Annotated in this window: 10 protein-coding genes and 4 pseudogenes; 7 read left to right on the top strand and 7 right to left on the bottom strand. The window is 40.5% G+C overall.

The features are described 5' to 3' along the window. Position 1: 1 nt before the first annotated feature. Positions 2-958 (top strand): ABC transporter permease, encoded by a 957-nt coding sequence (locus K1I97_RS01335; protein WP_223330972.1) that lies wholly within the window; start codon positions 2-4, stop codon positions 956-958. Positions 959-1,016: 58 nt separating this feature from the next. Here the strand turns inward: K1I97_RS01335 and K1I97_RS01330 are convergent. Further along, a pseudogene (locus K1I97_RS01330) lies at positions 1,017-2,292 on the bottom strand (ISL3 family transposase). A 235-nt stretch (positions 2,293-2,527) separates the two neighbouring features. Between K1I97_RS01330 and K1I97_RS01325 the strand changes: the two are divergent. Further along, positions 2,528-3,658 (top strand): ABC transporter ATP-binding protein, encoded by a 1,131-nt coding sequence (locus K1I97_RS01325; protein ID WP_223330973.1) that lies wholly within the window; start codon positions 2,528-2,530, stop codon positions 3,656-3,658. Positions 3,659-3,751: 93 nt separating this feature from the next. Here the strand turns inward: K1I97_RS01325 and K1I97_RS01320 are convergent, their stop codons facing one another. Both K1I97_RS01320 and K1I97_RS01315 read right to left on the bottom strand, forming a co-directional pair. Beyond that, positions 3,752-6,127 carry a bifunctional 2',3'-cyclic-nucleotide 2'-phosphodiesterase/3'-nucleotidase gene (locus tag K1I97_RS01320; RefSeq protein WP_223330974.1) on the bottom strand — a complete coding sequence of 792 codons (2,376 nt, stop codon included), beginning with the start codon at positions 6,125-6,127 and terminating at the stop codon, positions 3,752-3,754. Between the two features lie 277 nt (positions 6,128-6,404). Then, positions 6,405-6,662, bottom strand: a pseudogene (locus K1I97_RS01315) (helix-turn-helix domain-containing protein); the annotation flags it as partial. A 148-nt stretch (positions 6,663-6,810) separates the two neighbouring features. Here K1I97_RS01315 and K1I97_RS01310 point away from each other — a divergent pair. The 3 genes and pseudogenes from K1I97_RS01310 to ssb all read left to right on the top strand — a co-directional run. Then, positions 6,811-7,242: a MarR family winged helix-turn-helix transcriptional regulator gene (locus K1I97_RS01310; RefSeq protein ID WP_223330975.1), complete on the top strand. Its 432-nt coding sequence runs from the start codon at positions 6,811-6,813 to the stop codon at positions 7,240-7,242. Then, positions 7,235-7,594 (top strand): rhodanese-like domain-containing protein, encoded by a 360-nt coding sequence (locus tag K1I97_RS01305; RefSeq protein ID WP_223330976.1) that lies wholly within the window; start codon positions 7,235-7,237, stop codon positions 7,592-7,594. The genes K1I97_RS01310 and K1I97_RS01305 overlap by 8 nt, the downstream gene beginning before the upstream one ends. Positions 7,595-7,908: 314 nt before the next feature. After that, positions 7,909-8,154, top strand: a pseudogene (ssb, locus tag K1I97_RS01300) (single-stranded DNA-binding protein); the annotation flags it as partial. Here the strand turns inward: ssb and K1I97_RS01295 are convergent. Continuing rightward, positions 8,128-8,241 (bottom strand): annotated as a pseudogene (locus K1I97_RS01295) (IS30 family transposase); the annotation flags it as partial. The pseudogenes ssb and K1I97_RS01295 sit on opposite strands and share 27 nt — an antisense overlap. A 240-nt stretch (positions 8,242-8,481) precedes the next feature. On the opposite strand from K1I97_RS01295, the gene K1I97_RS01290 reads away from it, so the two are divergent. Both K1I97_RS01290 and dtd read left to right on the top strand, forming a co-directional pair. After that, positions 8,482-10,698 (top strand): RelA/SpoT family protein, encoded by a 2,217-nt coding sequence (locus tag K1I97_RS01290; RefSeq protein WP_223330978.1) that lies wholly within the window; start codon positions 8,482-8,484, stop codon positions 10,696-10,698. A 29-nt stretch (positions 10,699-10,727) separates the two neighbouring features. Further along, complete coding sequence (dtd, locus tag K1I97_RS01285; RefSeq protein ID WP_223330979.1) at positions 10,728-11,171, top strand: D-aminoacyl-tRNA deacylase; 444 nt, start codon at positions 10,728-10,730, stop codon at positions 11,169-11,171. 31 nt (positions 11,172-11,202) lie between these two features. Here the strand turns inward: dtd and K1I97_RS01280 are convergent, their stop codons facing one another. The 3 genes from K1I97_RS01280 to tpx form a co-directional block, all read right to left on the bottom strand. Further along, positions 11,203-11,616: a hypothetical protein gene (locus tag K1I97_RS01280; protein ID WP_223330980.1), complete on the bottom strand. Its 414-nt coding sequence runs from the start codon at positions 11,614-11,616 to the stop codon at positions 11,203-11,205. A gap of 107 nt (positions 11,617-11,723) precedes the next feature. Next, complete coding sequence (locus K1I97_RS01275) at positions 11,724-12,374, bottom strand: metal-dependent transcriptional regulator (RefSeq protein ID WP_223330981.1); 651 nt, start codon at positions 12,372-12,374, stop codon at positions 11,724-11,726. Positions 12,375-12,457: 83 nt separating this feature from the next. Next, a complete protein-coding gene (tpx, locus tag K1I97_RS01270; RefSeq protein WP_093586402.1) occupies positions 12,458-12,952 on the bottom strand; it encodes a thiol peroxidase in 495 nt (164 codons plus the stop codon). Positions 12,953-13,026 lie beyond the last annotated feature (74 nt).

The following is a 13,026-nucleotide window of genomic DNA, read 5'->3' as shown; positions in this document are numbered from 1 at the left end:
AATGAATATTGTTGCTATACTAACAATACTTGTATCAAATATGCTAGTTTATGCTGCTCCTCTCATTTTTACCAGCATTGGGGGTGCCTACTCTGAGCATGCCGGTGTAGTTAATGTTGGTTTGGAAGGCATTATGGTTATGGGAGCTTTTACAGGAGTTGTCTTTAACTTAACTTTTGCTGGAAGTCTAGGAGAAATGACTATTTGGTTTTCTCTTTTTGCAGGTGGTTTAGTTGGTCTCGTTTTTTCTGCGATTCACGCTGTCGCAACTATTAATTTTCGAGCCGATCATGTTGTTAGTGGTACTGTATTGAACTTGATGGCACCAGCTTTAGCAGTCTTTCTTGTGAAAGCTATTTATGGAAAAGGGCAAACTAATAATATTGAACTATCTTTTGGTAAATTTGATTTTCCAATTTTGTCTAATATTCCTATCATTGGAGATGTTTTCTTTAAGAATACTAGCTTAATGGGATACCTAGCTATTGGATTCTCGTTTTTGGCTTGGTTCATTATGTTTAAGACGAAATTCGGGCTTCGCTTACGTTCAGTAGGTGAACATCCTCAGGCCGCTGATACATTAGGAATTAACGTTTATCTCATGCGTTACTATGGAGTGTTAATTTCTGGATTCTTAGGAGGAGTAGGTGGAGCTTTATATGCTCAATCTGCTTCGGTTAATTTCTCTGCTACGACTATTGTTGGCCCTGGTTTTATCGCTCTAGCTGCTATGATTTTTGGTAAATGGAATCCGATAGGTGCTATGCTTTCAAGTCTTTTCTTTGGACTTTCCCAAGCTTTGTCTGTTGTTTCTACTCAGATTCCTTTCCTTGCTCATATACCTGCGGTTTATCTTCGTATTGCACCTTATGTGTTGACAATTATTGTCTTGGCCGCTTTCTTTGGTAAATCAGTTGCACCAAAAGCAGACGGTATTAACTACATCAAATCAAAATAAATGTACAAAAAAACGTCGGTTTAGTGGCTCATTGTCAACTGTAGTGGGTTGAAGTCAGCTAAGCTCGAGAAAGAACGAATTTCGTTCTTTCTTTTTTAATGTTGAGAGCGATGAAAATCCTTTTTTTGAAGTTTTCAAAGTTTCGAAAACCAAAAGCATTGCGTTTGATGAGTTTAATGAGATTATTAGTTGCTTCCAATTTGGCGTTGGAATAAGGTAATTGAAGGGCGTTGACGATTTTCTCTTTATCCTTGAGGAAGGTTTTAAAGACAGTCTGAAAAAGAGGATGAACCTGCTTTAGATTGTCCTTGATGAATCTGAAAAATTTGTCTGGTTCCTTATTCTGAAAGTGAAAAAGCAAGAGCTGGTAGAGCTTATAGTGGTGTTTCAAGTCTTCTAAATAGCTCAAAAGCTTGTCTAGAATTTCTTTATTCGTCAAGTGCATACGAAAAGTAGGGCGATAAAATCGCTTATCACTCAATTTACGGCTATCCTGTTGAATGAGTTCCCAGTAACGTTTGATGGCCTTGTATTCATGGGATTTTCGCTCAAATTGGTTCATGATTTGAACACGAACACGGCTCATAACACGGCTAAGATGTTAACAATGTGAAAGCGATCTAGAACGATTTTAGCACATGGAAAAAGCTGTTTAGCCAAGTCATAGTAAGGACTAAATATATCCATAGTAATGATTTTCACCTGACAGCGAACGGTTCTATCGTAGCGAAGAAAGTGATTTCGGATGATAGTTTGTGTCCTGCCTTCAAGAACTGTGATGATATTGAGTTTTTCAAAATCTTGTGCAATGAAACTCATCTTCATCTCCCGATTGAAACAGTCACTCCCCTGACTGTTTCAACATCCCAAGACATAATCTCAGGAAGTCGGTTAAAATCATGTTTAAAGTGAAAGTCATTGAGCTTGCGAATGACAGTTGAAGTTGAAATGACTAGCTGATGGGCTATATCGGTCATAGAAGACTTTTCAATCAACTTTTGAGCAATTTTTTGGTTGATAATACGAGGAATTTGGTGATTTTTCTTGACAATAGAAGTCTCAGCGACCATCATTTTCGAACAATGATAGCACTTGAATCGACGCTTTTTAAGAAGGATTCTAGTAGGCATACCAGTCGTTTCAAGGTAGGGAATCTTAGACGGTTTTTGGAAGTCATATTTCTTCATTTGATTTCCGCAATCAAGACAAGATGGGGCGTCGTAGTTCAGTTTAGCGATGATTTCCTTGTGTGTATCTCTATTGACGACATCTAGAATCTGGATATTGGGGTCTTTAATATCGAGCAGTTTTGTGATAAAATGTAATGGTTCCATATGATTCTTTCTAATGATGGTTTGGTCGCTTTTCATTATAGGTTATATGGGACTTTTTTTCTACAACAAAATAGGCTCCATAATATCCATAGGGGATTTACCCACTACAAGTATTATAGACTTATTTTGTGCAAGTTGCACAGAACTTTTTTATTTTTTTGGTCACCTTGCCATAGAAAGGTAAAGCGTTTTCATTTATAATAAAACTATCAAAAGACAAAAGGAGTTCACCTCGATGGTAGAATTAAATCTTAAAAATATTTACAAAAAATATCCAAACAGCGAACACTATTCAGTTGAAGACTTCAACTTGGACATCAAAGATAAAGAGTTTATCGTTTTCGTAGGTCCTTCAGGATGTGGTAAATCAACAACTCTTCGTATGATTGCTGGTCTTGAAGACATCACAGAAGGTACTGCATCTATCGATGGCGTGGTTGTCAATGACGTAGCTCCAAAAGACCGTGACATCGCCATGGTTTTCCAAAACTACGCTCTTTACCCACACATGACTGTATATGACAACATGGCTTTCGGTTTGAAATTGCGTAAATACAGCAAGGAAGACATTGACAAACGTGTTCAAGAAGCTGCAGCAATCCTTGGTTTGAAAGAATTCTTGGATCGTAAACCTGCTGACCTCTCAGGTGGTCAACGTCAACGTGTTGCCATGGGTCGTGCCATCGTCCGTGATGCAAAAGTGTTCTTGATGGACGAACCTTTGTCAAACTTGGATGCTAAACTTCGTGTATCTATGCGTGCTGAAATTGCGAAGATCCACCGTCGTATCGGAGCTACAACTATCTACGTAACTCACGACCAAACAGAAGCGATGACACTTGCAGACCGTATCGTTATCATGTCAGCAACTAAGAACCCTGCTGGTACAGGTACTATCGGACGTGTTGAACAAATCGGTACACCTCAAGAAGTTTACAAAAACCCAGTTAACAAGTTCGTTGCAGGATTCATCGGAAGCCCAGCTATGAACTTCATCAATGTGAAATTAGAAGGCAATGAAATTGTTTCTGACGGTTTCCGCTTGAAAGTTCCAGAAGGAGCTTTGAAAGTTCTTCATGAAAAAGGCTACGAAGGAAAAGAATTGATTTTCGGTATTCGTCCAGAAGATGTGAATGCAGAACCTGCTTTCCTTGAAACATTCCCAGAATCAGTTGTAAAAGCAACTATTTCTGTATCAGAATTGCTTGGTTCAGAATCTCACCTTTACTGCCAAGTTGGTAAAGACGAATTTGTTGCGAAAGTGGATGCTCGTGACTACTTGCAAACAGGTGCAACAGTTGAACTTGGATTTGACTTGAACAAAGCACACTTCTTCGATGTAGAAACTGAGAAAACAGTCTACTAAGCAAATGAAATGTCAAAACACTGCTAGAGAAATCTGGCAGTGTTTTTGCTGGTTAAAAAGAAGCAGGACGAGTCTCGTCTTGCTTCTATTATATTATTCTTCCTTTTTCTTGAGAGAAAGCCCAAGCCCCGCTAGAATGACACCTAGGAAGGTTAGGATAGACGTTTTCTCACCTGTATTTGGTAGGGTAGTAGCTACTGGATTATGAGTGCTTGGTAAAATAATAGTTTGGCCACCGTTTGAAAGAGTGATTGCATCGCCTTGATTTTGTCCCTGCGTATCTTGAATTTCGTGGTGATTTGTTTCTGCAGGTTTAGTCTTAGGCTCTACATAAAGAAGGCGGTATTCGCCGAAACCTTCTTGGTCAGAGCTTGCTAGATATTGAATGTCACCATCTGTGCCGACCAAGTCTTTGGCCTTATCAGCTGTCAAGAAACGAACGTCCAACCCTTTTATGCTGTTTGTGAAGTGCCAGTTTTTATCTGCACTTGGGTTGATATTTTTTACATCGAGGATATAGTTGATGATAACCTGGCGATTTTCAAGTCCGAGGAGACGATTGAGGCTAGCATCACGAACACCAGGGAATTTACCATTTGCGCGATAATTGTTGGTTACCACGATGAATTCCTGATCTGGACGGACATCTTTTCCTTGGTATTTTAGGTTGCGGACACGACTAGCATCAGGGTGGATTAACTTACCTTCGCGATCGTATTTATTTGGTTGGGTGACGTCGTACTCATAGGTTACACCGTCAATCACGTCAAAGTTATAAGTGCGGTAGCTTGGATTGATGAGCTGTTGCGCTTCTTTTTTAGTTGGATCAATCGTGTTGAACTGACCAGCAGACATTTCCAACCATTCTTTGAGTTGAGCTCCAGTGACTTTTAGGATGGCCGTGACATTGTCGTAGAGGTAGAGATCGGCTACGTTTTTGATGGCGATTGGGCCAGCTGGAATATCTGTATAGGCAGTAGCATCTCCACGGGTTCCCGCCTTAAATGGTGCCGCAGCCGAGAGAATAGGAAGATTTCCTTCAGGAGTCCCTGCTAGTTCTTTCTTAGCATACCAGATTTGCGCGTTATTGACGATTTGGACAGATGGATCATCCTTGACAAGGGCAAAATAACTCGTGATCGGTGCGGTTGTTGTTCCGACTTGTTGGCGAACGTATTGGATGGTTCCTTCGTGGGCTGTTTTGGCAATTTCTTTGATTCGTTCATCAGCGTCTTTGGACTTAGTGTGAATCTTACGAATAGAACCTTTGCTGTTGGCAACAGTCCATTTTCCGTTTTTGTAGATAAGGTTAAGGTCGATAATGCCGAGGTGATCCCCATATTTTCCAGCCATGGTTACAGGGGTACCATTAATCTTACCATTTACGCCATCAACACCAGCATATTTTTCATAAAAGCCAGTGCCATTTCCACTTGGAAATTCAGCGTGAGAATGCCCTGTTACAACTGCATCCACACCAGGTAGACTTGCAATTTGATAGCCTTCGTTTTCTTCCCCTTTTTCGTACTTATCATCTCCGATGCCTGAGTGAGAGAGTACAAGAGTGATGTCTGCACCTGCTTTGCGCATTTCAGGGATAATCTTTTGAATAGCTTCGACGGAGTCATTGACCTGAATTTTTCCTTCGAGGTTGGCCTTGTCCCAGCTGAGAATTTGAGGGGGAACAATTCCAGTCACCCCAATTTTGACGGTCGTTTTGCGACCAGTTTTATCAACAAAGGTTTTGCTGATGATTTTATAAGGGTCGTAGACATAAGCGCCCGTTTTAGGATCTACAACATTGGCGTTGACAATTGGCATTCCAGCTGTATCAATGACACGTTTGAGGTAGTCTAAACCATAGTTAAACTCATGATTTCCTAGTGTACCAGCTTCAAAACCGAGCTTTTGAAGGGCTGCATACATAGGGTGTTGTTCCCCTTCTTTGACAGGGTTAACGATGGCCTTGTAAGTTCCAAGTGGCGTTCCTTGGATGGTGTCTCCATTATCTACGAGAAGTGTATTGCTATTTTCTTTTTTAGCTTCCTCGATGAGAACAGCTGTCTTTGCTAGTCCAACGTTCTCAGCAGGTTTGTCTTGGTAATAATCATAGTTAACTAGATTAGTGTGAAGGTCAGTTGTTGCAAGGATGCGGACATCGACTTCCTGTCCTTCTGTTAGTTGAAGGGCTTTGTCGTCTGCAAGGCTTCCTTCTTTAGAAGGGGTTGTTTCAGTGCTTGCTACTGGAGTAGCATTTTCATCTTGCTTAGCAGGAGCGTCTGTTTTTTCAGATGCCGTTCCCTTTTCATTTCCAGTAGTTGCAACGGGTTTCTCAGATTGATTTGCTACTGGCGTTGGTGTTGTGCTAGTATCTAGATTTGCAGCTTTTTCATCTGCTTGTGCAGTAGAAGCCGCAAATACAGCTGCAGTCAGACCTAAAAGGGCTGCTTGTTTACGAAATGATGACATAAAAATCTCCTCAAAAATAGTTTCACTCTATTATACAGGATGGAAGGCAATCAATCAAGTTAATTACGAATGTTTTTATAATCTGTGTTTAAAAACGATAGGAAATGACAAATTATTTATAAAATGCCCTCATTAATTATAAAAATAAATGATAAATTGCAAGAATAAGCGCAACATTTACTCTAACTCATCCACTAGAGTCTCATAAGCAGTTCTGTAAGCTAAACATTTTCGTGGTTGGTGATTGATATCATATAGGGCCTTGTTCAAAGCCTCAGGAGGATTTTAAACCGTTCTCAATTTCCTTTTTCAACTTTGGTGTGAAACAAGACTTCCGACCTTTTTGCTTAGCCTTGTGGTCGTACTGTTCCTGTGCTAAGACTGCGGAGTAACCATTTTGACATCGTCTCAACTCTCTTGAAATAGTAGACTTATGGACGCCAAGTTTTCTTGCAATTTGGCAAGGTTTTAAACCTAATTCCAAGTAGGTTTCTCTCTTTATTCGGTCGGTTATGGTAAGATGGAAGTAGCTCATAGTTTTTCCTCGGGATTCTGTTTGTGTGGTTACTTACAGTTTACACCAATGAAACATTATGAGTTTTTTTGTTGCACTATATTTTACAATTTATCTTGACAAAAAAATATTTTTGTTATATAATCAGTTAAACTGATTATCAGAAAGGATGATTAATATAGATGTAAATAAATCGTTGGGTTTTCAATTAAGCAAAATAGCTCAGGAAATGGATTGGCGTTTCTCAGAATTGTTGAAAGAATATCAAATAAATTCAAGAGATTATGGAATACTGTTAGTCATATCTAACAAGGAAGAGCTAACGCAAATAAATGTTGGCGATTTGCTTAAAATTGATAGAACAACTATTGGACAATTAATTGATTGCTTGGAAATGAAAGGACTAATTTTTCGGAAGCGGAATCCACAGGATCGCCGGCAAAACATCGTGTTGCTAACAGATAGCGGTAGAGAACTTGTAGAAACAATGTGGTTAAAAATGCTAGGAGTCGAGAAAGAAGTGCTGAATGACTTATCAGGTATTCAAGAGAAGGTTATCTTAGATATTGCTCAATTTATAAAGGAGAAGAACAATGGATAAATTAGAGTTTTTAAAACTGCAAACAGAGTTGACTATTAGTCCGATGGACTATTTGGCACAAGCTAAATCAGGAACAGAGTTCATGTTAATTGATGTACGAAATGCCCCTCCGCATTTGAAGAAAGAAAAAATTCAAGGAGCGATAGAAATTCCTCTGAATAACTTAGCTTCCTGTTTAGAGGAGTTGCCTAAGGATAAGGAAATTGTTGTTTATTGTTGGGATGTTTGGTGCAATATGGCTAAAAAAGCTTCCATTATCTTGTTGGAAAATCATTTCAAAGTAAAAGAATTATCTGGTGGTATAGCTGCTTGGAAAACTTTAGGTTTATTTACAGAAGATTTGCATAATTAACAATAGCAGTGAAGCAAATGAGCTTAATTTCTCATTTGCTTCACTGCTATAATGATTGTAAGTATTTTTAAATTTTTCCTCATACTGTCTCAAAAGAAGACGCTGTCGCTATTGCTTTGCGAGTCGGTTGATGATTGAGGAGTGGCTGTGGGGCTCTGGCTCGGAGTGTTGTATTTGTAATAGTTATCGGAGCCGCCGTTGTACAAATCTAGTAGGAAAAGGGCAGAAACTGCAACTTTCCTTTTTAACTATACTATACCACATTTTTTCACTATTTTCCTCCTATTACGAATGATAAGATAGGAGGAAAGAATATGTATAATAAAGTTATCTTAATTGGACGCTTGACGTCTACACCAGAATTGCACAAAACCAACAACGACAAGTCCGTAGCGCGCGCAACTATCGCTGTGAACCGTCGTTACAAAGACCAAAATGGGGAACGCGAAGCCGACTTTATCAATCTGGTTTTTGGGGGGAAATTGGCTGAAACCTTGGCAAGCTACGCAACAAAAGGCAGTCTCATTTCAGTAGATGGTAGACTTATGGACACTAAGTTTACTTGCAAATTGGCAAGGTTTCAAACCTAATTCCAAGTAGGTTTCTATCTTTATTCGATCGGTTATGGTAAGATGAGAGTAGCTCATAGTTTTTCCTCGGGTTCTGTTTGTGTGGTTACTTACAGTTTACACCAATGAAACGCTATGAGTTTTTTTGTTGCACTATATTTTACAATTTATCAAATAAAAATAATAAAACAGTTTAAAGTTTATTGTTCTTTTTGAGATCCTTGTAAGGAATGGAGTAAATTATAGAACTGCAGAGCTTTTCTAGTTTTCATATCCTTAAAAAAGTGATAAAATGGTAGGAAGAATTGGAGAGTATAGATGCCGAAAGAAGTGAATTTGACGGGCGATCAGGTAGTCGCTTTAACGAAAGAATATTTAACAAAGGAAGACGTTGCTTTTGTACAAAAAGCATTGATTTACGCAGTTGATTGTCATAGTGGGCAGTTTCGGAAATCAGGAGAGCCCTATATTATCCATCCCATTCAGGTAGCAGGAATTCTGGCTAAGCTCAAGCTGGATGCCGTAACCGTTGCCTGTGGTTTTTTGCATGACGTTGTTGAAGACACAGATGCGACACTGGATGATTTGGAGAGAGAGTTCGGTCATGATGTTCGGATTATCGTTGATGGGGTGACCAAGCTTGGTAAGGTTGAGTACAAATCACTCGAGGAACAATTGGCTGAAAATCACCGCAAGATGCTTATGGCCATGTCTGAGGATATCCGTGTTATCTTGGTTAAATTATCGGATCGTTTGCACAATATGCGGACTCTCAAACACCTGCGAAAGGACAAGCAAGAACGGATCTCCAGAGAAACCATGGAAATTTACGCACCACTTGCTCATCGTCTAGGGATTTCCAGTGTCAAGTGGGAGTTGGAAGATCTATCTTTCCGTTACCTCAATCCAACTGAGTTTTACAAAATCACTCACATGATGAAGGAAAAACGCAGAGAACGTGAGGCTTTGGTCGATGAAGTCGTAACCAAGTTGGAAGAGTATGCTACCGAACGCAATCTCAAAGGAAAAATCTATGGTCGTCCTAAGCATATCTATTCGATTTACCGCAAGATGCAGGATAAGAAGAAACGCTTTGAGGAAATTTATGACCTGATTGCCATTCGCTGTATCTTAGATACCCAGAGTGATGTCTATGCTATGCTAGGTTATGTGCATGAACTTTGGAAACCGATGCCAGGCCGCTTTAAAGACTATATCGCCAATCGCAAGGCCAATGGTTACCAGTCTATCCATACGACTGTTTATGGGCCAAAAGGTCCGATTGAATTCCAGATTCGTACTAAAGAAATGCACGAAGTGGCTGAGTACGGGGTTGCGGCTCACTGGGCTTATAAGAAAGGCATTAAAGGGCAGGTCAACAGCAAGGAATCTGCTATTGGGATGAACTGGATCAAGGAGATGATGGAGCTCCAAGACCAGGCTGATGATGCCAAGGAATTTGTGGACTCTGTTAAGGAAAACTATCTGGCGGAGGAGATTTACGTCTTTACTCCTGATGGTGCAGTTCGCTCCCTTCCAAAAGATTCAGGACCGATTGACTTTGCCTATGAAATCCATACCAAAGTCGGTGAAAAAGCGACTGGCGCCAAGGTCAATGGCCGTATGGTTCCGCTGACAACCAAGCTCAAGACAGGGGATCAGGTTGAAATTATCACCAATCCCAACTCCTTTGGTCCGAGTCGTGACTGGCTCAACATGGTCAAGACCAGCAAGGCGCGCAACAAGATTCGTCAGTTCTTTAAAAATCAAGACAAGGAATTATCCGTTAACAAGGGCCGTGAAATGTTGATGGCCCAGTTCCAAGAAAACGGCTATATAGCCAATAAGTTTATGGACAAGCGCCATATGGACGAGGTTCTTCAAAAGACCAGCTACAAGACAGAGGAGGCTCTCTACGCAGCCATTGGTTTTGGAGAAATTGGCGCTATTACCGTCTTTAACCGTTTGACCGAAAAGGAACGTCGTGAGGAAGAACGCGCTAAGGCCAAGGCGGAAGCAGAAGAGCTTGTCAAAGGTGGCGAAGTTAAGGTCGAAAACAAAGAAACCCTCAAGGTTAAGCATGAGGGTGGTGTGATCATTGAAGGTGCTTCAGGACTCCTCGTTCGTATTGCCAAGTGTTGTAATCCAGTGCCGGGTGACGACATTGTCGGCTACATTACTAAGGGACGCGGTGTAGCTATTCATCGTGTGGACTGTATGAATCTCCGTGCCCAAGAAAACTATGAGCAACGTCTCCTTGATGTGGAATGGGAAGATCAATTCTCAAGCAAGGAATACACTGCCCACATCGATATCTATGGTCTCAACCGTACAGGACTCTTAAATGATGTTCTGCAAGTTCTCTCCAACACAACCAAGAATATCTCAACCGTTAATGCTCAACCAACCAAGGATATGAAATTTGCTAATATCCATGTCTCCTTTGGTATTTCCAACCTCTCAACTCTAACGACAGTAGTGGATAAGATTAAAAGTGTGCCAGAGGTCTACTCTGTCAAACGAACCAACGGCTAATTCTCCTAGCTCTTACTAGAAAGGCTATTATGAAAATCATTATCCAACGGGTTAAAAAAGCCCAAGTGAGTATCGAAGGCCAAGTTCATGGAAAAATTAATCAGGGGCTTTTATTACTGGTCGGTGTTGGGCCAGAGGACCAAGAGGAAGATCTGGACTATGCTGTGAGAAAGCTTGTCAATATGCGGATTTTTTCAGATGCAGAAGGCAAGATGAATCTGTCTGTCAAGGATATTGAAGGGGAATTCCTTTCTATTTCTCAGTTTACCCTCTTTGCGGATACCAAGAAAGGCAATCGTCCCGCCTATACAGGAGCAGCCAAGCCGGATATGGCAGCTGCCTTCTATGAGGCTTTCAACCAAAAGCTAGCTCAGGAAGTGCCCGTTCAGACAGGCATCTTTGGAGCGGATATGCAGGTGGAGCTGGTCAATGACGGACCGGTCACCATTATCCTTGATACAAAAAATAGATAAGAAAACCAAGCCCAGCTGGCTTGGTTTTTGTTTATAAACACTTCCAGAAAGAAATGTGTTTGTTGTAAAAGTCTGGATAGTTTTCTCTTATGTGGCTAGCCATTATATAATAAAAAGTAGAATGACAAGAAGTAACGATTGGCATAAGAGAGGAAAATCGCTGATAACTAGTGAAGGCTAAAAGGACAAATAATAGAAAATCAATGGTGAGAACCCCTAGATAGTAGAGGTGAATTTTTTTGTTAATCTGAGGATAAATCTCAGCGAATTGATTTTTGAGTCGGTTGACTAAGCGAAATAGCAGTAGTCCCTGAGCAAGGATGAAAATAAAGCCAGAGAGTAGCATCCACTCTACAGAGGGATCGGTTTTGGAGATAAAAATTGCTAATAGTAGCAAATCACTGAGTGCAATGGTTGCAAAATGGATTCTAAATAGCTTTTTCATAAGATGACCTCCCTCTTTTCTCTAACTTCATTCTACACCAAAAGAATGGGACTTACAACTAAAATAATAAAAAATCCCTGAAAGAAGTTTCTTTCAGGAACAAGGGGTTAGTTGATTTTTTCGACATAGAGTTGTTTGGCGATATCCATACTAATTTGGAGGTCTTCACCTTTGTTGACCAGTGTAAAGGTATTGGAAAAATTATCAAACTGTTTGACTTGGAGTTGGTCACCGATATGAATTTCATGCTTTTCTAAGTATTTGAGCAGATCAAAGCTATCATGAACCCGAGTCAGGAGGTAGGTACCGGCTTCTTTGGTCTCTGCTAGTGGTAAGTTGTTGATTTCGACCAAGAGCTCTCCCTTGGCTGGGATGGTTCCTCCGTGGGGGCAGGTTTGAGGGAAGCCAAGCAGTTTATCCAATCTCTCCACAAAGAGGTCAGAGACAGTGTGTTCTAGAACCTCAGCTTCCTCGTGGATTTGATCGCTGGTATAGTCTAGATGGTGAACTAGAAAGACTTCAATCAAACGGTGTTTACGATAAAGCTCAGAGACCAGTTTGAGGCCAATATCTGTCAATAGATAGCCGTTCTCCTTGTCCTTGAGGATGAGATTTTCACTTTTCATGCGTTTGATCATCTCTGTTACGGCAGGTGGAGAGACCTGCATACGGGCAGCAATTTCTTTATTGGTGATTTTTTGCATTTCCGTACCGATTTCATAAATACATTTTAGGTAGTCTTCTTTATTTGGCGTCATTCGTTCCCTCTTGTCTTTTCTCTCCATCTAGTATATCAAAAAAAGCTAGATTTCTCTAGCTTTCTGCCATAATGCTTGTGATTTTAGTCTAGTTCTTTAACCGCAGCAATGGCAGCTTCAAAGTTTGGCTCCGTGTTGATATTATCAACGTATTCTACATAACGGATGATATTGTCAGCATCGAGAACAAAGACGGCACGTGCAAGGAGATGCCATTCGTTGATCAAGAGGGCATAATCACGTCCGAAAGAATGGTCAAAGTAGTCTGAAAGCATGATGGCATTGTCAAGGCCTTCAGCCCCACACCAGCGTCCTTGGGCAAATGGTAGGTCCATAGAAACAGTAAGAACGACGGTATTGTCAAGGCTAGCAAGTTCTTGGTTGAAGCGACGAGTTTGCGTTGAGCAGATACCAGTGTCGATAGAAGGGACAACACTCAAGACTTTTTTCTTTCCATCAAAGTCAGCCAGCGTTTTTTTAGAGAGATCGGTTGTAGTGAGGGAAAAGTCGAGCGCCTTGTCTCCGACTTGTAGTTGTTTACCTGTAAAGGTTACAGGATTTCCTAGAAAAGTGGTCATGAAACTACTCCATTCTTTTTTCTTTCATTTTACCGAGAATTGTCAGATTTTTCCAATGATTTGACCGGAAAGTG

The organism is Streptococcus oralis (genome assembly GCF_019929345.1).
GTDB lineage: Bacteria > Bacillota > Bacilli > Lactobacillales > Streptococcaceae > Streptococcus.
Note: the sequence above shows the minus strand (reverse complement) of the source record. Positions and strands in the feature narration are given on the sequence as shown.